The following is a 25,435-nucleotide window of genomic DNA, read 5'->3' as shown; positions in this document are numbered from 1 at the left end:
AAAATCATAAAAAGTCAGCCCCTAACCTCAATCCAACGCGGAAAGTAGGCAGATAGGCTAACCGTTTACAAAAATTCTATATCACTTACCCCACGGTGCCAATGATTCTTATTTGTTTATTATCAGGAATTTCCTGATAGGACAAAACATGGAAATCATGGGAAATATTACGTACAAATCGAGCCAGTACAGAGCGTATTCCTGGTTGAACGACCAATACTGAACTTTCTTGTTTTGCTTGCTGTTGCATAGCTAGCTGCGCTAAAGAATGTTGTATTTTGTCAGCCATACCAGGCTCAAAACTTACGCCATTGGAATTACCACTTTGAATCGTGTTCTGCAGTAATTGTTCCAACTCAGGTTTTAACGTAATAATGGGTAGCTCTTCATTCATACCGCTTATTTTCTGTGTAATCAATCGAGATAAAGCAATGCGTACTTGGCTAATTAAAAATTCACTATCCTTAGACTTTGGCGCCATTTCAGCCAAGGTTTCAACAATCGTGCGAATATCCGTTAATGGTATATGTTCTGTGAGCAAGCCTTGCAGAACCTTATTCACCATTCCTAACGTTAATCCATCTGGTACTAGCTCTTTCACTAACTTCGGTGAGGAAATTGCCAGTTTATCTAACAATTGCTGTGTTTCTTCATAGCCAAGCAACTGTTGGCTATTACGTTCGAGGATTTGACTTAAATGTGTGGCCACTACGGTGGAGACATCAACCACTGTATAGCCTAGAGTATGAGCCTGCTCTTTTTGTGCTTCAGTAATCCATACCGCCTCCATACCAAATGCCGGATCGCGGCCTTTTATTCCATCCAACTCACCAAACACTTGTCCAGAGTTAATTGCCAAAGAGCGATCGGGATGAATAATCGCCTCCCCCATGATTACACCCGCAAGGCTAATTCGATATTGGTTGGGTTTTAAATCCAAGTTATCACGCACATGCACCGAGGGAATTAAGAAGCCTAATTCTTGCGATATCTTCTTACGTATTCCTTTAATACGTGCCAACAACACACCACCTTGAGAATTATCAACCAGCGGTATCAATCGATAACCCACTTCAAGACTAATCACATCAACGGGGTTTACATCATCCCATGATAATTCGGTTGACACACTTGGGCTTTGAGCTGCAGGAGCATCGCTTTCTCTGACCACCTTCTTTTTGTGTTTTTCTTTTTCTTGCTGTGCAAATAAATAAGCCATTCCTCCAAGGCCTACGGACAAGAGGATAAATGCAACATGAGGCATTCCGGGAATAATACCAATCACACCCAAAATCGCTGAAGCGATAATTAATGAACGAGGATTAGCCAGAACTTGCGAAACAACTGCATGCCCCATGTTTTGTGCACTGGAAACGCGTGTGACAATAATTGCGGCTGCAGTAGATAAAACTAATGAAGGTACTTGCGCAACCAAGCCATCACCAATCGTTAACAAAATATAATTATGTAAGGCATCCGAGATGCTCATGCTATGTTGAAATACACCGATGATTAAACCACCAATAATATTAACTACGAGAATCAATATCCCCGCAACAGCATCCCCACGCACGAATTTACTCGCACCATCCATTGAACCATAAAAATCAGCCTCCTGAGCCACTTCCAGACGACGCTTAATCGCTTGTTCTTGATTAATTAGGCCAGCATTCAAATCCGCATCAATCGCCATTTGCTTTCCGGGCAAAGAATCCAAAGTAAAACGAGCGCTTACTTCTGAAACTCGCCCCGCACCTTTGGTGACCACCACAAAGTTAATCACCAGCAAAATCATAAACACGACTAAACCAACGGTGTAATTACCACCAATAACCACCTCTCCAAATGATTGAATCACATGACCGGCAGCATCTGTCCCATTGTGTCCATTCAATAAAACAACACGGGTGGAGGCAACATTTAGCGCTAAACGAAGCAAGGTAGCAAGCAAAATAACCGTAGGAAATACTGCAAAATCCAAAGGCCTTTCACTATAAATTACGGCCAGTAAAACCACTAATGATAAAGCGATATTAAAGGTAAAAAACACATCCAGTAAAAAGGGAGGTAAGGGCAATATCATCATGCCAAGCATGATCACCAACATGAGCGGCGTGCCTAGGCCTTGGCGCATCCAAAATTGAACATGTTGCCAGGCATTTTTAGTACTACTCATTAAACATCCTCCTCACGCGCTAATTCAGGTGGAATAGGCACATTTTGTAATACTTCCGGTTTATGGTCATAACGTGTTTTATCACGTAGTTGAAACACGTAAGCTAATACTTGCGCTACTGCAACATAAAGTCCTCTGGGAATTTCTGCATTCAATTTGGTGGAGAAATAAAGTGCTCGTGCCAAGGGAGGTACAGAGATAATTGGAATGTCATGCTCTTTAGCAACCCCATTAATTTGAAAAGCGACTAAATCTTTTCCTTTAGCAATTACAACCGGTGCCTTACTCCCCTTTTCCTTATACCTCAACGCTACGGCATAATGAGTTGGGTTCGTTAATACAACATTCGCTTTGGGCAGCTCCGCCATCATTCGTCTTCTGGCAATTTCTTGTTGTGCACGACGAATGGCATTTTTAACCTCTGGCTTTCCTTCAGTATCTTTGTACTCTTCACGTAATTCCTGTTTAGTCATCTTCAAGCTTTTATTGTGCTGATACAATTGAAAAGGAACATCCACCGCAGCAATTAAAAGCAGACTTGCAGAAACCCAAAGAAAGGATTTGATAACAATAAGTGCACCAGTACTAATTGCTATTTCAATAGGCGAATGCGCTAAGGCGAGCAACATAGGAACTTGCAGATTAAGTACGACAACTGCAACGATGGCCACTAAGACAAACTTAAAAAAGGACTTAATCATTTCGACAAAGTTCTTGAGCGAAACCATACGCTTCAAACCTTGCAATACGTTTAAGCGGGAAAACTTTGGTTTTACAACTTGACCGCTAAATACCCAGCCTCCCATTAAAAGAGGTGCGGCTAAAGAAACAAGGAAAATAACAATCAGCAGAGGGAATAGTGCCATAACACCCATTTTAGCCGTAAAGAACAAACGCTCCAGACTAACTACAGGCGTAATAATCACTTCCGTATCAAACTCAAAGGCCTCGCGCATCATCAATGCTAATTGTGTTGATAACTGTTTGCCGAAAACCAAAAAACCTACTGCTGTGAATAGTAAAGCAAAGGTAGTATTAAAGTCTTTCGAACGAGCAACCTGACCTTTTTCACGCGCTTCTTTAAGTCGTTTGGGCGAGGGTTGTTCGGTTTTTTCATCGCTCTCTTGTTCTGACATTAACGTAACATCCCTACTACAAATCGTATTCCATCATCAATGATATCTGTCATCTGAGCTGCCACACTAGGCAAGCCAATTTTAATCACTACAATTCCCATCACCAAAGTAATAGGAAAACCTAAAGAGAAAATATTCAACTGGGGCGCAGCACGCGCCATAACTCCAAATGATAAACTAACTATGAGTAAAGACAATAAAGCAGGAATAGAAATTAGCAATGCTTTTTTAAACATCCATCCTGAAAAAGTAATAACATTCCATAACATATTGGAACTCACTGAAGCCTTACCTATAGGCATTGTTCTAAAACTATCCATTAGCGTTTCGACCACAAGTAAGTGTCCATTCAAGGCTAAAAAAATTAAGGTCATCATCATTAAATAAAGCTGGCCAACCAAAGGAACACTGGCCTTACTGGCTGGATCCACCATTACTGCAAACCCCATCCCTGTTTGCATAGAAATAATTTGCCCGCCTAAAATAAATACTTGGAAGGACAGCTGCAACACAAAGCCCATCAACAAGCCTAATAATACTTCCTGGGTAATGTATAAGGGATAAGCGGCATTAAAATTAAGAAAACTAAGCTCTGGAGGCACTAAAGTTGAACAAATCCAGCTTAGAACAAAAAGAAAAATAATCTTCACTCGAGTCGGTATTAGCACCGATGAAAAGACTGGGACAGCAATTAATAATCCGCCAACACGTGCAAACGGCCAGACAACCTGGCTGATGTAACGTATTAGTGTTGGATAATCAATATTCATTGCCGCATTAACCTATCAAATAAGGAATATTACTAATCAAAGAGCTTGTATAATTGATCACCGTTTTTAATAGCCATGGCCCTGCAAATATCATCACTAAAAAAGTGGCAAATAATTTGGGAATAAAGCTGATACTTGATTCATTAATTTGTGTTGCCGCCTGAAACATGGAAACAACTAATCCAACGACCATACCTGGCACAACTAACACGGTAATCAGTAACAGCATCAGGTAAACACCTTCGCTGAATATGGCAACAACCGACTGCGGTGTCATTGGTTCTCCCTGTAAAAATACATAAAAAACTTACGCGTAACCTGCTTGCAAGCAGGTTTTCACTTTAATCGCCCTATTCGTTCATCCGGGCTACGGCTCTGTGCAAAAATTACACCGCAAAACTCGATGCCAATGAACCAAGGATTAATGTCCAACCATCAACCATAACAAACAACATAATCTTAAACGGTAATGAAATAATTAAAGGTGACAACATCATCATCCCCATCGCAATCAATACGCTTGATACAACCAAATCAATAATTAAAAACGGTAAAAATAAAATAAACCCAATTTGAAATGCTGTTTTCAATTCACTGGTAATAAAAGCAGGAATAATCACACTCATTGGTAAATCATCTAAGGAAGCAGGCTCTTTATTGGCAAACTTTTCAAATAAAGCCAAATCATTTTTACGGGTTTGATTGAGCATAAACTGCCGTAATGGCGCTTGCGCATTTGCCATAGCCTGAGGAAACTCCATGGTTTCGGCTAAATAAGGTTGAATCGCCGTATCATTAATTTTATTAAATGTAGGTGCCATCACAAAATAAGTCATGAACAAGGCAATACCAATTAATACCTGATTTGTTGGTGCCTGGGCCAAACCAATTGCCTGACGTAAAATGGATAAAACAATAATGATTCGAGTAAATGCGGTCATTGCCATCAGTAAACCTGGCAAGACCGTTAGCAAAGCCATAAAGAGAAGGATTTGCAAATTGACGCTATATGATTCGCCGCCATGAGAGCCAGGTAGCACCGTCATTGCGGGTAAAGATAAAGAATTTGCAGCTTGTGTTACAAAAGGTAAAACACTTAATAAAGCACCAAAAATTACATAATTTTTTATTTTCATCTTATGATTTCACTACCGCCGATTTAAGCAGCTCCGCAAATGAAGGTTTATTTGGTGCATCAAAACCTGAAGGTAACTCTTCGCCAAAATCATACAGAAGTGTGATGTGACCGGAACCAGAACCCAGTAATAGATATCGCGTACCAACTTTCAACAGCATAATCTTTTCCTTAGGCCCAAGAATCATACTGGCAACAGATTGAAATCCTTTAGACGAGCCTAAGTGTGCTCCTTGCAATCGCTTTACCACCCAAGATAAAACCATGATAACTAACAGAACAGAAAGCAAGCCCAGCACAAGACGCACAAGCTCGCCTTGAGTAATTGCGTGTTGAATCATCTTAATCGTCTAATCCGCTCAGCCTTACTCACAATGTCTGTTAATCGAACACCGAATTTATCGTTAATCACAACAACTTCCCCGTGGGCAACCAAAGTACCATTAACTAACACATCAAGAGGATCACCCGCTAAACGGTCCAGAGGTACAATCCCCCCCTGATTTAATTGCAGTAAGTTACGAATAGTCATTTTAGTACGACCAATTTCTACCGTTATCGCAACAGGAATGTCTGAAATCAACGCCATTTTTTCTTCGTCATTTTCATGAGTTAATGCACTTACTTGTTTTGGCTGCTCCATTGCTGAATCTGTCATCTCAATCCCCTAATAACTAATATGCCTGATTATCTTTATGGCGCGTTTATCATTTGCAGTACCCTGAGTTGCTGTAAAACCCGGCGTACCCTCAATATCCAGTGTGACAATTTCTTTCATTTCTACCGGTATAAAATCCCCTGCCTGCCAAGCCATTACTCCACCTAAAGTAGTTTTTGCCTGAGCCATTGCTGAGCTGATGACCAATTCAACATCCATCAATTCTTCTTTTAGGGATTTGACCCAGTTCGGATCAATTTCATCCTCGGGACGAGCAGCACCCAATTCTAGTTGTTCTTTAATAGGTTCAACCATGGAATAAGGAAGGACAAAATAAAAATCCCCTGTTTCCTTACCAAAATCCAGGGTAAAGCGCACCACCAACAACATCTCTTCGGGTTCTGCGATGTTCACGAGTTGGGGGTTTGTTTCATCATTAAATTTAGTAATATCTAACTGAATAATGGGCTTCCATGCTAACATCAAATCAGCAACCAACTTTTTAGACACAGCATCCATCACCCGCAATTCAGTTGCGGTAAAGTCAGTGCGATCTTTTTGGGCGAAGAATTGTGAACTACCACCAAAATAATAATCAACCAAATCATAAACAAAGATACTATCAAACATGATAATTCCTTTGCCACGCAATGGCTTGAATTTATAGACATGCATCAAACTGGGGTTGGGAAGGCTTTCCATGAACTCACGGTTTTTAACAATTTGTAACTGATCTTGAGTAATCTCGAAGTCTTTGGCAGTTAACTGATAAATATCCGCAGCAAATGAACGTACTGCGCGATCATAAATTCTCTCGAGTACAGGTAATTTACCTTTGATAATCCGTTCTTGAGTGGAAAAATTGAGTGTTTTTACCTCACTCTCTTCAAAAGTAATAATAAACTCAGCAGCCCCTTCGGCAACATCACCTACTGCTTCTTGTTTAGCAACACTACTTTTTTTGCGGGAAGATTTTTTTTTGGCTGTTCCTTGAAACTCAGCATGTTGTGCTTCTTCTTGTTCAGCCGACTCATCAACTGACTTTAGAAGAGCATCTACTTCTTCTTGCGATAAAACGTTTTTCTCAGCCATAAGCAATCCATACTAAAAATACTAAAATTCAATACTGTTTTTTGATGTTTCTATGCAAATTGCATATTTCTAAAAATTAATTAAAAATCAAACAGCTGATCCATTTAGACTACGCAATTTGACATAAAAAAGAGGCCCTCGTCAATGAGTTAAGAAAAATAACACTTCTATTAGGAAATAACTGTAATTAAAACGAACTATTTGTATTTACAACCCCAAATATCGCCAACAATTTCTTTTCAATCATTATCTAAATCGTTATAGTTTTTATATCTTCACTAATCAGGCAATGATACATGCACAGTAAGAAAATCCTACTGTCCAATTTTAGCCATGCAATGTTCAGTCAATCTTTATGTGTGCGCCCTGAGAATGAACATGAGTTGATTGCATACAGCACCCAGCACCCACAACAATCGATGCTCCCTCGAGGCGCTGGATTAAGCTATAACGACAGCTGCTTCAATACGGATGGCTTTATTATTGATACACAACGTTTCAATCACTTAATCAGTTTTGATGAGAATACAGGTGTTGTCATCTGCCAAGGTGGACTGCCGATTAAGGATTTGTTCTTAGTACATCCAGATTTTATTCCACCAGTAATCCCAGGAACAATTCATGCAACCGTTGCGGGAGGAATTGCCCATGATGTTCATGGAAAAAATAATCCGCTTGCCGGTAGTTTTGGTAATCATATTCTTTGGTTTGATTTACTTTTAGGAGCAAAACAACTACGTTGTAGTCCGGAGGAAAATCAGGAACTGTTCTATGCCACAATTGCAGGTCTTGGGCTCACCGGAATCATTATACGTGCAGCTATCCGGCTACAAAAAAGATCGCGGGTACTGCAAATTAAACGCGAGCAATTTAACGCTCTAAATAACTTAACTGAAGCCATGTCGAGTTATGGCCGTGAACATGACTATCAAGTTGCCTGGCTGGATTTGCTGCATACAACACCTCGTTCAGTACTCTCTTTGGCGGATCATTCGATTTCCACGCCCCCCCTCCAAAAACACAAAGCACTTACAGTGCCCAAACTCCCCTTTAGCTGCATAAAAAAATGGAACATGAAATTATTTAATTCTCTGTTTTTTAAACAGAAAAAGTCAGAAGAGACACTTGAACTCCTGCAATTTAATAATCCACTCGATAAATTAAATCATTGGAATCGACTCTACGGCCCTAAAGGACTGATGCAATTTCAAGCAGCATTTTCTCAAGAACAAGCAACCAAAATCTTAGAACAGTTAGTACAATTAATCAAAACTCACAAAGCCACGCCAACACTTGCTGTACTTAAGCTATTCACCCAATCAGGCCATGGCTTGCTTTCGTTTTGCCAACCCGGTTTCACTCTTGCCGTTGATTTTATCCATAATGATTATGCGGTAAACGCTGTAAACGCCATGAATCAGTTAATTACAGAGTGTAGCGGACGTGTATATTTAGCCAAAGATCAACTGCTTAATGCGGAGCAATATCAAAAAATGTATGGGCAGCAAAATGCATTTTTTTCTGTATTAAAACACTATGGCTGTACTGCACAGTCGGATCTGGCTCGACGTTTAGGAATAATAAAATGACACAAAGAACTTGGGTAATTTTAGGAGCTACATCAATTATTGCCGAAAAATTCGCTCATATCGCAGCACAGGCAGGACATCACTTACGCTTAATTGGTCGTCAAGCTGAGCAATTACATTTAATAGCCCAAGATATTCAGCTACGTTATCACGTTCCATGCGAATTTTTTGTTGTAGATATGACCGCTCCTGAAACCCTACCTACCGTTTTAAATAAGTGTGAACAGGAGCTGGATTTATTTATTGCTCATAGTGACTTTACGGAGAATGATCACTTAAATCCGCAATCGATACAGCATTTAATCCAAGTAAATATTCACGCAACAACCCTACTTATCAATGCCTACTTAAATAAAACACAAACACAACACCACCTAGTGTATTTAAGTTCCGTCGCGGCCTGCCGTGGGCGAGCTAAAAACAGTCTTTATGGTGCGACTAAAGCCTGCATTGAAGTGTACCTGCAAGGCTTGCAACAAGCGGCAAGCAGCAATCAACAAATTACTATTGCACGCCTAGGCTTTATAGATACCCGTCAAACCTATGGACGACCAGGGATCTTTTATGCCGGCCCACCACAGGCTTGTGCCCAAGCCTGCTGGAAAGCTTTGCACAAAAAGAAGCGGCTTATTTATTATCCTTTTTTTTGGCGAGGCATTATGGCAATTATAAGCAGAATTCCATTTTTTGTTTATAAAAGGATGAACTCGGTTTAATTTTACACAAAAATATCATGCCGTTCTTGTAACAAAATATAAAACATGTATAATTTGCTCACTTAATGATCAGCCTGGTGAGTTGCATCAATGAAACTATATATCCCAGCTTTTTTTAGCACATCGTATGAAACAAAAATTAACAAAAAACTTCGCCAGCCAGAAACATTAGCCTTAGCTAATAAAGACTACAATGAGTTATGGAAATTAAAAATACATGCGGAAAAAGTCGCAGCAAGCCTCCATGAACTGAAATCGATTGTACACAATAAATCATCGATGAACGATTTAAACAAATATACTACAGAAGCATTTGATCTAGTAATTAGAGGGGGCAAACTTAACCCTACGCTACTTAATCAAGTACAAAATAGTTTATTTCATTTGCACAATGAACTGTTAGATTATGCATGTTGGGAGGTTACTTTGAGTTGCTTGAACGTAATATCGAATTCATTTCTTTTGGGATTCGGAGGCACTAGTACTCTTTTACTTACCGCTGCCGCGCTTACCGGACCCGCTAGCGCAGTGCTCTTCTCTATGGGAATGGCTATTTTAGCTGCCACAATCACTGTACTTGCAGCTTATAGTTTGTATGTTGATGCACGTTTCATCGTAGATCAGCAAATTGCAGATATTGAAGAAGGGGTGAAGTTTCTAAGCAACTTCAAGTCGAACCATTTATATGAACCTGTAAGCCAAAACTACTCTACTTACAGCTACGAGTAATTTTAAGAATCTGTTCTTCAAACTAAACTTAAGTTTTACTTAACACGCTATAATTCTCCGACATGCAGCGGTACGTTGGACTTTTATTCCATTGCCACTATTTTCCAGTAAAAAGGAAGAATAACAGGAAATACCGAGCACATTAAGCGCGCCCCCAACGTCTACGGTTGTGCCAACTTTGCTCGAAAAACAGGCTATTTTTCACGAAACTAGTACGGTGAATGTTCAAGAAAAAGCTCCCGACCAGGTAGGGGGTACATCGGTTGCTGAAGACCCAAAGCCTATTTCGACCAGCTCAAGAGTTATTAAAAGAGGATTTCCTGATACGAGACTTTAATCTTAATGCCCTGTATATGGAGTTTACTGAACAACACAAATTCCCTATTTTTAGCTTTTCTGATGCATTAGTTGAACTCCTGCAGGAGTTCCATTTGATTGAGACATCCGCTAAGCCCTCGTTGTAATCAGTTGAGTAGCCCGTATTCTTTTACGGGCTAGGAGGATTTGGGAGCTTCGTCATTTTAAAATATGAATCATCGGTAAGATAGTTTTAATTAAGCCAAAAAATTGCAAAATATAAATTATTAAAATAATTAATACTAAAATGTTTAAAAGGCTTTTAATTGCGCCAGGCATTGGGATAAACGCATTGATAAGCCACAAGGCCACCCCAAAGACAATAATTAACACAATCAGGTTTAGTAGCTCGCTCATAAATGTCCTTTTTAATTGCTAATATTGAAATTATAGCATAGTGGAGATTTTTTGTTCAAAAACAACACAGGCCGAATGGTGAGTAAATTGCTTTTAAACGTGTCGGGGAGCTTATAGAGGGCCAAATTATTACTGCGGCTTTAGTTGCAAGCAAACAGACACCCTGAAAGATAACTTTATTAGATATTCGTTTTGCTTTTTAAAAGATCACGAATTTCGGTTAATAACTCTTCTTCTCGAGTTGGAGGAGTCTCTTTTTTTTCCTCTTTTCTTATGAGGGAAATGCCTTTGACGGCAAACTCTTTAAACTCCTTCATAAAACTCATGTTATCTCCTTATAGCGAGTTTTGATTTAAAACCACGTAGATACTGCCTTTAAGACAGTATCTACGCTCCTATTCTATTGCGAATTACGAACCATGTCCTTTATTGCATTAATTTTCGCATCTAAATCAGCAGGAACAACACCCCCACCTTGAGCCATGTCATCACGACCACCGCCTTTGCCACAAAGATGGCGCACTAAGGCTGCGGCAGCAGGAACTTTTCCTAGAATATTCTTACTTACACCAGCAATCACATTCATTTTATCTTGATCAATAACAAAGAGTACAATAACCGCTGAATCCAATCTTGATTTTAATTGATCTAAAGTAGCACGCAGAACCTGACTATCAGCCCCTTCCAGTTGTTTCACCAATAAATGCACTCCATTGATGTCTTCAACTTCACTGGCAAGATCAGCACCTGATTTCTGCGCTTTCTCGCTTTGCAGCTTAGCCACTTCCTTTTCAAGCGCTTTGCCATCAAGAATTAATTGAGAGACTTTCTCTGCTAAAGTAGCCACATTAGTTTTCAATAAAGAAGCCAGTTCAGCCAGTAAGTCTTGTTGCTGATTAACCCAAGCTAAAGCATGACTTCCAGTAACTAGCTCAATACGGCGTACTCCACTAGCAATCCCATATTCTGCAACAATCTTAAATAAGCCAATATCACCGGTACGTCGTGCATGCGTTCCACCACAAAGCTCTTTGGAAAACTCCCCCATAGCCAATACACGTACATCATCTGCATATTTCTCGCCAAATAGAGCAACCGCACCACTCTTTTTAGCTGTTTCAATGTCCATGACCCGAGTGGCCACTTCGTTATTTGCACGAATCTGCTCATTAACCAAAATTTCAATCTGTTGTATTTGGTCTGCTGTTACTGCCTCGAAATGAGAAAAGTCAAAACGTGCACGCTCAACATCAACCAGAGAACCCTTTTGTTGCACTTGTGGACCCACTATAGTTTTTAATGCTGCATGTACTAAGTGCGTTGCAGTATGATTTAAACGAATTGCCTCACGACGTTGCACATCAATTTGTGCATCAACCAATTGGTCCACAAAAATAGAACCTTCAACTACTTCACCATAATGCACAATGGCCGGACCATTTTTTTGCGTATCATCCACGCGGAAGTGCAATTGGTTGGCTAGCAGAACACCACGGTCCCCCACTTGACCACCACTTTCAGCATAAAAAGGGGTATGGTCTAGTACAACCGCTCCTTTCATGCCCGCACTTAAGGACTGGACTTCAGTCCCATCTTGCAATAAAGCAACAACTTGTCCTTCCATTCTGTCTTTTTCATAGCCATGGAAATCTGATTGGTGATCAAGTTGAGATGCAGCATGATAATCCGTTGTGAACTGACTGGCAGCTTGAGACTGTTCTCGTTGTTGTTGCATTAACTGGTTAAAACCATCCATATCAACATACAAACCCTGCTCTCTTGCAATGTCTGCTGTTAAATCAACTGGAAAACCGTAGGTGTCATAAAGTTTGAATGCGATTTGGCCGGTAATTTCCTGCCCCCCTAAAGAATGCATTTGCTCTTGTAGTAAACGCAATCCTTGATCCAAAGTACGCGCAAACTGATTTTCCTCTTGAGCTAAGATTTTTTCTACATGCGCTTTGGCACTGACTAGCTCAGGATAAGCATCGCCCATAACATCAATTAAAGGCTGAACGAGTTTAGAGAAGAATGGGGTAGGTAAGCCCAGTTTATTCCCGTGACGTACCGCACGGCGAATAATTCTTCTTAATACATAACCACGGCCTTCATTACCTGGAATAATGCCATCAGCAATTAAAAACGCACAGGAGCGAATGTGATCGGCAATAACTTTTAAGGAAGTATGGTTGAGATCAGGAATAGTACCCAGCTTAGCAATGGACTTAATTAGGTATTGGAATGAATCAATTTCATAGTTACTGTGTACGCCTTGTACCACCGCAGCAAGACGCTCTAGTCCCATACCCGTATCTACAGATGGCTTAGGTAGTGGGTGCAAATTACCGTCTTTATCACGGTTAAATTGCATGAATACCAAGTTCCAAATCTCGATGTAGCGATCACCATCTTCATCAGGGCTTCCTGGAGGGCCTCCAGCAATCTCTGCACCATGATCGTAGAAAATTTCCGTACATGGACCACAAGGACCAGTATCTCCCATTGACCAGAAATTATCTTTTTCTCCACAACGGGAAAAACGCTGTGCAGAAACATTCATTTCTTTAAGCCAAATATCCTCAGCTTCTTGGTCGTCTTTGTATACAGTGACCCATAGGCGCTCTTCAGGCAAACATAAAACTTCGGTCAAAAATTCCCACGCGAACTTAATGGCTTCACGCTTAAAATAATCGCCAAAGCTGAAATTACCCAGCATTTCAAAAAAGGTATGGTGACGTGCGGTATAACCAACATTTTCTAAATCATTATGTTTGCCTCCGGCACGAACACAACGTTGTGCAGTGACCGCTCGTTGGTAAGAACGAGATTCAAGCCCTAAAAATAAATCCTTAAATTGCACCATACCGGCATTAGTAAACAATAAAGTAGGATCATTAGCGGGAATCAATGAGCTAGACTCTACCGGCTGATGGCCTCGTTGTGCAAAAAAATCAGTGAATGCTTGTCTAATTTCAGAACTTTTCATATTCAAATCGATACCAAATAGAGGGGGATGATTAAAAGAATAAACGTAGGTAATCCATATGCATCAAGCCCCAAATTGAGTTAATTCTTGCTACAGTTCCAACTCCTTTGTTACCTGAGCAATAATATCCATACTAAATCCACGATAAAGTAAAAAACGTTGCTGTTTCTGCATCTCGCTAAATGACATCTCTTGCTGACCTTTACTTTTTTTCTGCCAAACATCTAAAGCATAAGCCAACCAATTGTCGTCTTCTTGCTGCAAAACATCTTGAATTATGTCTTTATCGATCCCTTTATTATTTAATTCCTGGCGAATTTTTAAAGGACCATAGCCCTGGCGAATACGTGAGCGACTGTATACTTCAACAAAACGATGATCATTTTGTAAATCCATTTGTTGGCAAGTATCCACTGCTTCTTGTGCTTCGTTCGAGCTAAATCCCTTCTGCCTTACTTTCTCATAAAGCTCTATTGCACCGTGCTCACGCCTGGATAATAGGCGCACAGCACAGTCAAATGCTTTAGTCATCAATAGCCTCAAACTCATCTTCTTTAGCAGAAGCCAGCATAGGTTGCTTCTTCTCTAATAATTCAGAGCGAATTTGCTTCTCTAGTTCAGCAGCAACTTGAGGATTGTCTTTCAGATACATGCGAACATTCTCTTTACCTTGACCAATTTTCTCTTGTTTGTAGCTGTACCATGCACCAGCTTTTTCAATAAGGTTCAATTGAACGGCCAAATTAATAATTTCGCTTTCGCGAGAAATACCTTCATTATAAAGGATATCAAATTCGGTCATCTTAAATGGCGGCGCTACTTTATTCTTCACTACTTTAACGCGAGTCTCACTACCTAAGATCTCTTCACCTTTTTTAATCGAACCAATACGACGAATGTCTAAACGCACAGAAGCATAGAACTTCAATGCATTACCGCCTGTAGTCGTTTCAGGGCTACCAAACATTACACCAATTTTCATCCGAATTTGGTTAATGAAAATTACCAGGGTATTCGAACGTTTGATGTTCGCGGTCAGCTTGCGTAATGCTTGAGACATAAGGCGCGCTTGCAAGCCTACGTGAGAATCACCCATTTCCCCTTCGATTTCTGCTTTAGGTGTTAGTGCAGCAACCGAGTCAACGATAATCACATCAACGGCAGCAGAACGCACGAGCATGTCGGTAATTTCTAAAGCTTGCTCACCAGTATCTGGCTGAGAAACTAATAACTCATCGACATTAACCCCAAGTTTTTGTGCATAGTTTGGATCTAAAGCATGTTCTGCGTCAACGAATGCTGCGGTGCCACCCATTTTTTGGCACTCAGCAATAACTTGCAGAGTAAGAGTGGTTTTACCGGAAGATTCAGGACCATAAATTTCAACGATACGGCCTTTGGGTAAACCACCGATTCCCAAAGCAATATCCAAACCTAATGAACCGGTTGAGACTGCTTCGATATCGCGAGATACATTGCTGTCTCCCATACGCATCACTGAGCCCTTACCAAATTGGCGTTCAATTTGCGAGAGAGCTGCTGCTAAAGCTTTTTGTTTGTTCTCTTCCATAATTTTTTCCAGGTAGATGTTAATGCAAGGACAAAATTATCACACAGATAAGAACAAGCAGCAAACTGAATTAAGCAGGATTGATAGGAATATTTTTCAGGAGTGAATGAACACCGGTTAAAGCCTCTTGGCAGGCTGCCAAACGGATCTCATGACGAGTACCCGAAAATTGCCTTCTCACGGTTTTGGCACTCCGCATACCCTGGGCAAACCAACCGAAGCATACAGTACCTACTGGTTTATCCACACTTCCTCCGTCAGGACCGGCAATGCCTGTAACGGATACCGCAATCTGTCCTGCGCTGTTGTGTACTGCTCCAGTTGCCATAGCAGCCGCAACGAGCTCACTAACGGCCCCATACTCAAGAAGCAATTGTTTAGGAACCGCCAGCATTTCTTCTTTAGCTTGATTACTGTAAGTGACAAAACCACGTTCAAACCAAATTGAGCTTCCGGGAATTTCGGTAAGATATCCAGACACTAATCCGCCAGTACATGATTCAGCCGTTACTAATTGCCAACTCATTTTTTTTAACAGAATTGCTATTTCGAGGATTAAGGAATTCATGAGGCACCAGAAAATTGGTCAGGCCAATGACTTCTTACTATTTAAATTAAATATGTAATTGTCATCCCCGCGTAGGCAGAGATGACAACTCTTAACTTAACAATAACGGAGTCAAAACCCGACCGGCATTGTGAAACAAAAATATTAGTGACCTTGGCCTTCAGTTGATTGTTGCTGTGGAGCAGGAGCCGCGCCTTGTTGCTGCTGAGTATTGTCAGTAGCTACTGGTGGTTGTTTGTTACCGTGCTCACCGCAAGCAGTTAAAGCTAATGCCAAAAATCCAGTTACAGCAATAAGAGCCAAACGATTCATAATTAATTCTCCCTATTAGTTTTATATATTTCCATCTTGAGTTTAGCAAAGAAATTTAAATTCAACCATGACCTACTGATAATTCAAAGGAAAAATCCGTTTAATCATCCTAAGGAATATCCTGAGATACTGACTTCCCGAGGTGCTTTTGTTAGAATCGGGGCAATTTTATTGTTAGCCAATTACTATGACTGCTGCACACACACCCATGATGCAACAATATTTACGCATCAAATCCGAATATCCCGATATGCTCTTACTTTATCGTATGGGTGATTTTTATGAATTATTTTTCGATGATGCAAAGCGTGCGGCTCAATTGCTTGATCTTACACTGACACACCGTGGTCAATCTGCTGATAAACCAATCCCCATGGCTGGTGTACCTTATCATGCAGTAGAAAACTACTTGGCAAGGCTAATCAAAAAAGGGGAATCCGTTGCCATATGCGAACAAATAGGTGATCCCGCCACGAGTAAAGGACCAGTGGAGCGACAAGTAACCCGTATTATTACCCCGGGTACGGTCACTGATGAGGCACTACTTGATGCTAAAAAAGATAATTTACTACTCGCATTGCATCAGCAAAAACAAAAAATCGGTCTGGCTTGGGTTGATTTAAGCAGTGGTCGCTTTCATTTACTTGAACTCATCGAAAGCAGCCAGCTCAGTGCGGAGTTAACCCGCTTACAACCAGCAGAGTTACTATTGCAAGAAGCTTCTCCTTTAGAAGAATACTGCCAAAACTTCCCAGTGAAACAAAGACCAGGCTGGGAATTTAATATAGACAGCGCGCAACATCGTTTACGCGAACAATTTAAAGTAACTGATCTGGCGGCCTTCGGTGAACACGACTACCCTACGGCATTAATTGCTGCTGGTGCGCTATTAACTTATTTGCAAACAACTCAGAAACAGGCTCTGCCTCATCTAAATGCCATCACCCTGGAAAACTCTCAGGATTATTTACAGCTGGATGCCTCCACGCAAAAGCACTTAGAATTATTTGAAAACGTGCAAGGCAGTCAGGAAAACAGCCTGATTTCTGTACTGGATAGAACGGCATGCACTATGGGTGGTCGTCTTTTAAAACGTTGGCTAAGTAGACCGCTCAAACAACATCATTTGATCCAGGCCCGGCAACAAACAATTAGCGAAATGATTCAGCGACAGTCTGATGCAGGATTACACCAAATCCTGCGCCAGGTTTGTGATGTAGAACGTATTGTGTCACGTATTGCACTTAAATCAGCACGTCCACGTGATTTGCAAGCCTTGGGCAATACCTTAACCCTGCTCCCTGAGCTTAATGCCGCCCTTATACCCCTGCAAAGCATGCGTGCATTAGAACTCAAAGAGCACACCAAGCCCTTACCTGAATTACAACAGCTGCTTGCCGCCGCAATTATCGATAATCCTCCAATGTTAATTCGAGATGGTGGTGTCATTGCCTCAGGCTTTGATGAGGAACTTGATGAATTAAGAATGCTGAGTACTCGCGCCAATGAAACCTTAGATAAGCTGGAGCAAGACGAGCGACAAAGTACAGGCTTGTCGAGCTTGAAATTTGGCTTTAATAACGTACAAGGTTATTATATTGAATTGTCAAAAGCCCAATCAGAAAAAGCCCCGGTTCATTATCATCGAAAACAGACATTAAAAAATGTTGAACGGTACATCACTCCTGAACTCAAAGTATTTGAAGAAAAAGTTCTTTCTGCTCAAGTAAAAGCCTTGGCGCGTGAGAAGTGGTTGTATGACAATCTATTGGAAGAAATCCAACGCAGTATTAGCGAACTCACCCAGCTTGCTCGAGCCTTAGCGCAATTGGATGTACTGGTTACTCTGGCTGAACGTGCGCAGAGCTTAAATTGGTGTTGTCCCAAACTGGTTGATCAATCGCAAATCTCTATTAAGGAAGGCCGTCATCCAGTAATTGAAAATTTACTGCAAGAGCGCTTTATTGCAAATGACTTACTGCTCAACCCTTCACAAAATATTTTATTGATCACTGGACCTAATATGGGTGGAAAATCTACCTACATGCGACAAACCGCATTAATTGTGCTTTTAGCGCATATCGGTAGTTTTGTACCCGCAGAAACAGTGACGCTAGGGCCAATTGACCGCATTTTCACCCGGATTGGCGCGAGTGATGACTTAGCCTCTGGTCGCTCCACCTTTATGGTTGAAATGACCGAAACTGCGCAAATTTTAAGACAGGCAACGGAAGAAAGCTTGGTTTTAATCGATGAAATTGGACGCGGAACCAGTACCTATGATGGTATGGCCTTAGCCTATGCCAGCTGCGTGTATCTTGCCACGTCAATTAAAGCCTACACGTTGTTTTCGACTCATTATTTCGAGTTAACTAATTTACCCGAACAATTTCCTTGCATCCGCAATGTGCATTTACAAGCCTCATTAGATACTGGACGCATTATCTTTTTGTATCGTGTAGAATCAGGCTCGGCCAATCGTAGTTATGGTCTGGAAGTTGCTGAGTTAGCGGGTATCCCTGCGGCGGTACTTAAAATAGCTCACTCTCATTTAAGCCATATGCAAAATAGCACACCAACCGGGGAGCAATTTCAACCTGTAGTCGCAGCGCAATCACCAATACTGCGTGAATTAGAGCGGATTGACCCAGATCAATTATCTGCTAGAGAAGCTCTTGATTTGATTTACCGGTTAAAAAAAATGGAGATGGTGGATGCGAGGTAGCCTGGTTGCACTCTGCCTGATACTTCTCATTGTATATACCTCCCCTTTTGCTAAAAGCAATGATGCCCTGCCGATTAAAATCACGGGTATCAATGGCAAAGTACAAACAAATGTCGAGAAACACTTGCGAGAACTTCAGCAGTTAAAACCATTAACTGCTTTTTCTCAAGATGAGTTGCGTGAACAAATCATCAAGGCAGTACAACCTTTTGGCTATTTTAAAGCTCAAGTATCTATAGACCAGCTCAATGCGAAAAAATTTGTGGTATTCGTACATGCGGGGCCACAAATTTTGATTTCTCGAGTAACAATTGAAGTGATTGGTGAGGGAGCACATAACGATTCGGTGCAAAACACCTTAAAAAACATACCATTAAGATTAGCGACCCCCTTACTTACGGAAGAATACAATCAAGCCAAACAAAATCTTATTAACGCAGCAGAAAGCCAAGGCTATATGCATGCTAATTTTAAAACGAATGAAATTTTAATTGATCAAGAAGGCTATACCGCCGAAATCACCCTTATCTTTGATACAGGCCCCTTATATTATTTTGGCCAAGCCCAATTCGATCCCACCTACATTAATCCTAAATTACTGCATCGATTTATTCCCTTTCGTCCAGGACAAGCCTATTCAGGCGATAAGATTCTGCAGCTTAATAATGATTTAACTAATAGTGGGTACTTTAGTTCCGTGGTCGTAAAACCACAAATTACCGACAATACTATGGTTCCGGTATTGGTTCATGTTGAACCCGTGCCAAAATATTCCTACACCTTAGGGGCTGGTTATGGAACTGACACAGGGATTCGTGGACGAGCGGCCCTGCATGTCATTCCCGTTAACCGCAGTGGACATAAATTTAATGCACTGGCACAAGGTTCTTTTGTACAAAGTGCGTTGCAAGGTCAATACGTTATTCCTGGATTCAACCCAATTACCGATCAATACAGTATTACTGGAAATTACTCTAATTTAAATTACAGTGCGGGTTATAGTAATGCCTGGTTACTGTCTTTAGCACAACAGCATCACCTGGCACGCTATAAGCGAATACTTTCAGTAAACGGCCTTTATGAAGGATTTCATTACAACGCACAAGAAAATACAAAGCAATTTTTGCTCTATCCTAAAGCTACTCTATCCTTTATTAAAACGCAGAGTATCTTATTTTCGCCCTCAGGTTATAACATTACTATTAATGGCTTAGCTGCGAGTACTGCAACCTTATCAACCATTAATTTTGCCCAATTTTCAGTAGATGCTAAAGCCGCGTTAAGAATCGAACCCTGGCGTTTGCGTTTGTATGGGCATGCAATACAAGGTTTTACTGCCATTGATAATATTACACAGCAGCCTCTCTCCCTCGCCCTCTTATTAGGAGGCATGGATAATTTAAAAGCATACAGCTTTAATTCCATAGGTCCTGGAAGGATATTAACTTATGCAGGCTTTGAGATTCAAAAAGAGACGAAAAAAAATTGGTACCTAATCGCCTTCTATGATGTCGGAGATGTATATAATCCAACTCCAGCAGCCTTCCAACAGGATGTAGGAGGAGGATTAATGTGGGTATCTCCTATAGGCCCCATCAAAGTAGGAGTGGCTCAAGAAATTAATAATCATTGGCAACGCACCAGCCACAGTCCACGGTTAGTTATTAGTATGGGGCCAGATTTATGATTCGCTTCCTGGTAAAAACATTATATGGCTTGATGATGTTTTTTATTTTACTTGCAGGAGTTGTGGTTTCTTTAATTTCAACAACACCTGGTTTAGAAACATTAATTGATTTGGGGCGCGCCTATATTTCTGGTACCCTAAAAATTCAACAGGTTAGAGGTAGTTTGCTCAATGACTTTACCTTGGAATCGCTTGAATATAAGCATCAAGACACCAACATAAAAATAAATAATCTCCATGTACAATGGCATCCCGGTCCCTCGTTAAAAAATCATCAGGTAACAGTGCAATGGGATATCTTAAAAGGAACACTAAACCCAGAAAAAAAATTCAGTAGCCCGCATGGTAAGCTGAGCGCAACCGCAACTCTCCCTGATTTAAGCGTGGAATTAAATACCCAAATAAATCCTTCTGCTGAAGAACATTGGCAAATGAATGCCAGACTGTTGGGGGCTATACCATGGCAGTGGACTTTTAGTGCTAATCTGTCACCCACATCAGGCACGTCTACAAAACATACTGGCTTACATGCCAAATTATCATTAAATGGGAAAATCACTGCGAAGAATAAGGGAAATTTAGTATTCACACTCTCTCCTGGTACTTACCAAGTCCCGGATAATACAACGATTCCAGTATTGGAATTCAAAGGTGGCAAACTCAATGTAGCCCTTTCACCACAAAGACTATCTGGTTCAGGCAGCTTTATGATTGATCCAAATAAAAATTTAAAATTAGCATTTCAATTACCTAAGTTCTCGCTTAAAGAAGGTTTCAATGCGAAACAACAACTTAATAGTGAACTTCGTCTAGAAATTAACAACCTGGATTTTTTACAAAATATCAGCCCCGAGGTAGAAAAGCTAAAAGGACAATTAGTCGCCTCACTTAGCGCGCAAGGTAGCATTGGGAAACCGCAAATAAATAGTCAATTACTCCTGACGAAGACCAGCCTATTTATTCCCAAACTAAAGTTGAATTTAGATTCGATTGATCTTGATGTTCGCAGTAAGAAAAAAACTTGGGATGCTAATGGTTCTATCGTTTCTACGGGACATACGTTACGCCTTAAAGGTAAAGGCTCCATTGATACTGCTTATGTTGCGGATCTGAGCCTTGAAGGCAGTGATTTCCCACTGATGAAAATCAATGAACTCGACATCACTATTTCACCGCAGCTTAAATTCCATGTAACTCCTACTATACGTGCGATTTCAGGTTCCGTACTCATTCCCAATGCACAAATCAATCTTCAAACATTTAGCAATAGTGTGTCCTTACCCGATGAGGTTGTTTATAAGCAACAAAAACCCGAGTCCCCCTCCTCCATTGCTGGTACTAGTATAGATATTTTAGTAAAGCTTGGAGAAAATGTTGCATTAAATGTCAAAGGATTAAAAGGCCATCTGGATGGCGCTTTAAACCTAAAGCAACAACCTCAAGGTGCAATCAATGCTTATGGTGAACTGTCTGTTCGTGATGGTACTTATAAAGCATACGGGCAAGACTTAACCATTAAGCAAGGCGAATTAGTCTTTACCGGTGGCCCCATTGATAACCCTGGGATTAGCCTGCGCGCAGCGAAAAAAATTAATAATACATCAACCTATACTAATGCATCTCAAGTTTTTGATTTTAATAGTTCGAACTTACAAAATACTGGTTTTGGCGACACGATTACACTGGGTGTAGAGGTAACCGGTAGATTAATGAAACCGCAGATTCAACTTTATTCAGAGCCTGCAATTTTTTCTCAGGCAGATATTCTCTCTATGTTGGTACTTGGTCGTCCAGCCAGCCAAGCAAATAAAGCCGGGGCGCAATTGCTGTTAACTGCTATTTCCTCGATGAATGTTGGCGGTACAAGCAGTAGCCAACTGTTAGAACAATTGAAGCAAAGTTCAGGCTTAGATTTTAACGTACAAACCAATACGAATTACAATCAATTAACGAATACAGTAAGTGATTCAACCGCTTTTGTGGTAGGAAAATCCCTTTCCAAACGCCTGTATTTGAGCTATAACATCGGCTTGTCACAAACTAATACCAACATGTTGACGTTAAAATACATGCTGAATAAGTTTTTTAGTATCCAAATCAGCACCAGTAATACGAGTAGTGCTATTGATTTTTTATATACTTCACACAAGAAAAAACACAAGAATACCAAATGATCGTGTACAACCCCTTAAAGAGGCAATACTTATGACCGATTACAACATCCCTCTGCGCTTAACACGTTTAAGAAGCAATCCAGCAACGCGTGCTTTAGTTAGAGAAACCCGGCTGCATTCCCAACAATTGATTATGCCCTTATTTATCAGTGAAGAATTAACTGCTCCTAAAGAAATCAGTGCAATGCCTGGGCAATATCAATTAAGTCTTGATTGTCTTCCCAATGAAATTGAAACTCTAAGTGCATTAGGTATTCAAGCCGTGCTGCTGTTTGGTATTCCCAAGCACAAAGATGCTTGTGGAAGTGAATCATTTAACGATGAAGGCATTATTCAACAAGCCATAAGAAAAATACGTGCCGTAAATAAAGACATTTTAATTATTTCTGATTTATGTTTTTGTGAATACACCGATCATGGCCATTGTGGGGTGGTTTCGGAAGAGCATATTGATAATGACAAAACCTTAGATCTGCTTGCGAAACAAGCTATCAGTCATGCTAAGGCAGGTGCTGATTGGGTTGCTCCTAGTGGTATGACAGATGGTATGGTTAGTACTATTCGTGAGGCGCTGGATTCTGAAGGCTATAAAAATATCCCGATTCTAAGTTACAGTGCAAAATACTGTTCTTGTCTCTATGGTCCATTTAGAGAAGCAGCTCAAGGGGCACCTAAATTTGGCGATAGAAAAGCCTATCAGATGGATCCCGCTAATGGTAATGAAGCCATTCGTGAAACAGCACTGGACCTTGATGAAGGCGCGGATATGATTATGGTTAAACCCGCCGGATACTACCTTGATGTGATTGCCAAACTGAAGCAGAACTTCCCCGAGGTTCCTCTTTGCGCTTACCAAGTTAGTGGCGAATATTCCATGATCAAAATTGCAGCCCAACATCAACTTATTAACGAAGAGCAAGCAATGATTGAAAGCTTAATTGCAATTAAACGTTCTGGAGCTGATTTTATTATTACCTATTTCGCCAAAGATGCTGCCCGTTTTTTAGACAAAAATCCGTGAATTATATATAATACTCACCTTTTTTACGGTATAATCGGCCCGCGTTGTATGAAATTACAATTAAATTGGCCGCGGGCCAATTGCTTATAATTACAATGGAGAAATAATGAATTTAATTGCTAAAAGTCTTTCAGCAGTGGCGTTGAGTTTAAGCGCGATCACTTCTTTTGCTGCTCCGGCTTATTTAATAACTCACAATAATACAAATGAAGAATCTAATGCATTTGTTGCAGGCGCCCCATCAATTTACCCAACTGCTCCTTATTCATCTCGTAAAGTTTATTGGAATTTGGTGAAGTTAGCGTGCCATGGTCACACTACTAATGGCAAATGCCCTGCGGTAATTAAGATGGCAACTAATACTGCAAATCCTATCGTAGTTGGTACGGTAGAGATGGATGTTAGTACTGGCGAAATTAATCCAAAACAAATCACAGGAAATGGTTACACAGTAACCGTAGATGGTCCTGGCGAATCGACTATCAGCAAAAACTAAGTTATTCCTATAACGTGTCGGGAATGTTCTTGGCGCGTTATACCCTCATTGAATTGCCAGAACATTTTCTTTTGATCTGCAGTCAGATCATCTTGAATACCTTTTTTATAAATAAGAACATTGATATAAAGCATCATAGTGTAAATTGAGTGTGCATTTTCTATTTAATTCCCAAACGTTTAAATTATTAAAAATCCAAACCCCACTAACACGCCTATTTTTTGAGCTTCTGGATTCATACATGACAGTGCCGATTATAGTGACTAACCCATTATGTATACGATATTAGTTGATTTTCAGGCGTAAGCCAGTAAAGTTTTTCAGTAGATAAAATTTTATATTTAGCCTAAAATGGTTAAATTATTTACAGAAATAAGTGGTGTTGGTCGCATTTTCCCCATGCCTGTAATAACACCCATTATTGAGCAATAAGGCAAGACGAGAACCCATGTTCCTTTTGGAGTACACTACGATGTCATTGATAAAATTATATACTTGGCCTAGAGCGATATTATTTAATATGGGCTTCCCTCTTTCTTGTGTAATGCCGCGTGTTTACATTAAAAATGTTCTTTATCCTTTATTGGGGTGGGGTCAAGCATATCCGGTGACTAGAAATAATCTTGAAGAAATAGCAGCAGAGCGAGGTGTTCATATAAAACTATCCAGCCTATTACTCAGATATATAATGCAAAACACCTTCTTTCCCATTGGAGATAATAAATGGCTTGCGAAACCAGTTCCTGGAAACTGGAGGATAAAAAGATATCCAACCAAATATCACGGTAAAAATATTTATTTATATACGTTAATTGACTCCGAAGATAAAATTATCGATTTTGTAGTACTTGATACTAGAGATGAAACAAGTGCACGTACATTTTTTAAAAATTCTATAACTCCTGAAGGAATACCAATTCAAATAGATGCATTTCTTTCATCATTAAGGAAGGAGTAACAAGCGAGTTTGGTAATAATAGCCCCTATTCAAACGATTAGAAGAAAGAAGAACGTTACGGGATTATTTTTTTATTTGATATCCCTCTCTATTAATTAACTTTTCTTGCGGTTCGCTTGTATTACCTAATTCTTCCGAGTGCTGTTGCGAGAAGAATTAGGCTTGGTTATCAGATAACTTATTGCTAATCGTCAAATCCTTACTTATTCCAAATATTTAAATT

Annotated in this window: 24 protein-coding genes; 9 read left to right on the top strand and 15 right to left on the bottom strand. The window is 40.3% G+C overall.

From position 1 onward, the window contains the following. Window positions 1–85: 85 nt before the first annotated feature. From flhA to fliM, 8 genes are all read right to left on the bottom strand, one after another. On the bottom strand, window positions 86–2,176 hold the full coding sequence (gene flhA, locus ACQY7T_RS04850; protein WP_428411580.1) for a flagellar biosynthesis protein FlhA: 2,091 nt from the start codon (window positions 2,174–2,176) through the stop codon (window positions 86–88). Then, window positions 2,176–3,312, bottom strand: coding sequence for a flagellar biosynthesis protein FlhB (gene flhB, locus ACQY7T_RS04845; protein WP_428411579.1), 1,137 nt, complete (start codon window positions 3,310–3,312; stop codon window positions 2,176–2,178). The genes flhA and flhB overlap by 1 nt, the downstream gene beginning before the upstream one ends. Continuing rightward, on the bottom strand, window positions 3,312–4,082 hold the full coding sequence (fliR, locus tag ACQY7T_RS04840) for a flagellar biosynthetic protein FliR (RefSeq protein WP_428411577.1): 771 nt from the start codon (window positions 4,080–4,082) through the stop codon (window positions 3,312–3,314). Before fliR ends, flhB begins: the two co-directional genes overlap by 1 nt. Before the next feature lie 7 nt (window positions 4,083–4,089). Next, on the bottom strand, window positions 4,090–4,359 hold the full coding sequence (gene fliQ, locus ACQY7T_RS04835; protein ID WP_428411576.1) for a flagellar biosynthesis protein FliQ: 270 nt from the start codon (window positions 4,357–4,359) through the stop codon (window positions 4,090–4,092). 109 nt (window positions 4,360–4,468) lie between these two features. Further along, window positions 4,469–5,218, bottom strand: coding sequence for a flagellar type III secretion system pore protein FliP (gene fliP / locus ACQY7T_RS04830; RefSeq protein ID WP_428411575.1), 750 nt, complete (start codon window positions 5,216–5,218; stop codon window positions 4,469–4,471). 1 nt (window position 5,219) lies between these two features. After that, entirely contained in the window at window positions 5,220–5,558 is a 339-nt protein-coding gene (gene fliO, locus ACQY7T_RS04825) for a flagellar biosynthetic protein FliO (RefSeq protein WP_428411574.1), read from the bottom strand. Beyond that, entirely contained in the window at window positions 5,555–5,860 is a 306-nt protein-coding gene (gene fliN, locus ACQY7T_RS04820; protein WP_428411721.1) for a flagellar motor switch protein FliN, read from the bottom strand. The genes fliO and fliN overlap by 4 nt, the downstream gene beginning before the upstream one ends. A 24-nt stretch (window positions 5,861–5,884) precedes the next feature. Beyond that, window positions 5,885–6,967, bottom strand: a complete 1,083-nt coding sequence (gene fliM / locus ACQY7T_RS04815; RefSeq protein ID WP_428411573.1) for a flagellar motor switch protein FliM — start codon at window positions 6,965–6,967, stop codon at window positions 5,885–5,887. 296 nt (window positions 6,968–7,263) lie between these two features. Between fliM and ACQY7T_RS04810 the strand changes: the two genes are divergently transcribed. From ACQY7T_RS04810 to ACQY7T_RS04800, 3 genes are all read left to right on the top strand, one after another. Continuing rightward, entirely contained in the window at window positions 7,264–8,556 is a 1,293-nt protein-coding gene (locus ACQY7T_RS04810) for an FAD-binding protein (protein WP_428411571.1), read from the top strand. Continuing rightward, window positions 8,553–9,272, top strand: coding sequence for an SDR family NAD(P)-dependent oxidoreductase (locus ACQY7T_RS04805; protein ID WP_428411569.1), 720 nt, complete (start codon window positions 8,553–8,555; stop codon window positions 9,270–9,272). The genes ACQY7T_RS04810 and ACQY7T_RS04805 overlap by 4 nt, the downstream gene beginning before the upstream one ends. Window positions 9,273–9,362: 90 nt before the next feature. After that, window positions 9,363–10,001 carry a hypothetical protein gene (locus ACQY7T_RS04800; RefSeq protein ID WP_428411568.1) on the top strand — a complete coding sequence of 213 codons (639 nt, stop codon included), beginning with the start codon at window positions 9,363–9,365 and terminating at the stop codon, window positions 9,999–10,001. A gap of 516 nt (window positions 10,002–10,517) precedes the next feature. On the opposite strand, the gene ACQY7T_RS04795 is transcribed toward ACQY7T_RS04800, so the two are convergent. The 7 genes from ACQY7T_RS04795 to ACQY7T_RS04765 all read right to left on the bottom strand — a co-directional run bounded on the left by ACQY7T_RS04795 (window position 10,518) and on the right by ACQY7T_RS04765 (window position 16,151). Further along, window positions 10,518–10,715 carry a Thivi_2564 family membrane protein gene (locus ACQY7T_RS04795; protein WP_428411567.1) on the bottom strand — a complete coding sequence of 66 codons (198 nt, stop codon included), beginning with the start codon at window positions 10,713–10,715 and terminating at the stop codon, window positions 10,518–10,520. A gap of 179 nt (window positions 10,716–10,894) precedes the next feature. Continuing rightward, window positions 10,895–11,041: a hypothetical protein gene (locus ACQY7T_RS04790; protein WP_428411566.1), complete on the bottom strand. Its 147-nt coding sequence runs from the start codon at window positions 11,039–11,041 to the stop codon at window positions 10,895–10,897. A 74-nt stretch (window positions 11,042–11,115) separates the two neighbouring features. After that, window positions 11,116–13,701 carry an alanine--tRNA ligase gene (alaS, locus tag ACQY7T_RS04785; protein WP_428411565.1) on the bottom strand — a complete coding sequence of 862 codons (2,586 nt, stop codon included), beginning with the start codon at window positions 13,699–13,701 and terminating at the stop codon, window positions 11,116–11,118. Window positions 13,702–13,791: 90 nt separating this feature from the next. Next, window positions 13,792–14,232, bottom strand: coding sequence for a recombination regulator RecX (gene recX / locus ACQY7T_RS04780; protein WP_428411564.1), 441 nt, complete (start codon window positions 14,230–14,232; stop codon window positions 13,792–13,794). Beyond that, window positions 14,225–15,271, bottom strand: a complete 1,047-nt coding sequence (recA, locus tag ACQY7T_RS04775) for a recombinase RecA (RefSeq protein ID WP_428411563.1) — start codon at window positions 15,269–15,271, stop codon at window positions 14,225–14,227. Before recA ends, recX begins: the two co-directional genes overlap by 8 nt. 70 nt (window positions 15,272–15,341) lie before the next feature. Then, complete coding sequence (locus tag ACQY7T_RS04770; RefSeq protein ID WP_428411562.1) at window positions 15,342–15,839, bottom strand: CinA family protein; 498 nt, start codon at window positions 15,837–15,839, stop codon at window positions 15,342–15,344. A gap of 144 nt (window positions 15,840–15,983) precedes the next feature. After that, entirely contained in the window at window positions 15,984–16,151 is a 168-nt protein-coding gene (locus tag ACQY7T_RS04765; protein ID WP_428411561.1) for a hypothetical protein, read from the bottom strand. A gap of 187 nt (window positions 16,152–16,338) precedes the next feature. On the opposite strand from ACQY7T_RS04765, the gene mutS reads away from it, so the two are divergent. The 6 genes from mutS to ACQY7T_RS04735 all read left to right on the top strand — a co-directional run bounded on the left by mutS (window position 16,339) and on the right by ACQY7T_RS04735 (window position 25,212). Further along, window positions 16,339–18,876, top strand: a complete 2,538-nt coding sequence (mutS, locus tag ACQY7T_RS04760) for a DNA mismatch repair protein MutS (RefSeq protein WP_428411560.1) — start codon at window positions 16,339–16,341, stop codon at window positions 18,874–18,876. Further along, on the top strand, window positions 18,866–20,563 hold the full coding sequence (locus ACQY7T_RS04755; RefSeq protein ID WP_428411559.1) for an autotransporter assembly complex protein TamA: 1,698 nt from the start codon (window positions 18,866–18,868) through the stop codon (window positions 20,561–20,563). Before mutS ends, ACQY7T_RS04755 begins: the two co-directional genes overlap by 11 nt. Then, window positions 20,560–22,737 (top strand): translocation/assembly module TamB domain-containing protein, encoded by a 2,178-nt coding sequence (locus tag ACQY7T_RS04750; protein WP_428411558.1) that lies wholly within the window; start codon window positions 20,560–20,562, stop codon window positions 22,735–22,737. The genes ACQY7T_RS04755 and ACQY7T_RS04750 overlap by 4 nt, the downstream gene beginning before the upstream one ends. Before the next feature lie 31 nt (window positions 22,738–22,768). Beyond that, window positions 22,769–23,758: a porphobilinogen synthase gene (hemB, locus tag ACQY7T_RS04745; RefSeq protein ID WP_428411557.1), complete on the top strand. Its 990-nt coding sequence runs from the start codon at window positions 22,769–22,771 to the stop codon at window positions 23,756–23,758. Window positions 23,759–23,864: 106 nt separating this feature from the next. After that, a complete protein-coding gene (locus ACQY7T_RS04740; RefSeq protein ID WP_428411556.1) occupies window positions 23,865–24,254 on the top strand; it encodes a hypothetical protein in 390 nt (129 codons plus the stop codon). A gap of 472 nt (window positions 24,255–24,726) precedes the next feature. After that, on the top strand, window positions 24,727–25,212 hold the full coding sequence (locus tag ACQY7T_RS04735) for a DDE-type integrase/transposase/recombinase (protein ID WP_428411555.1): 486 nt from the start codon (window positions 24,727–24,729) through the stop codon (window positions 25,210–25,212). Window positions 25,213–25,435: the final 223 nt, after the last annotated feature.

This window comes from Legionella sp. (assembly GCF_965140895.1).
GTDB lineage: Bacteria > Pseudomonadota > Gammaproteobacteria > Legionellales > Legionellaceae > Legionella.
This window is presented reverse-complemented; position numbering and strand designations above follow the sequence as displayed.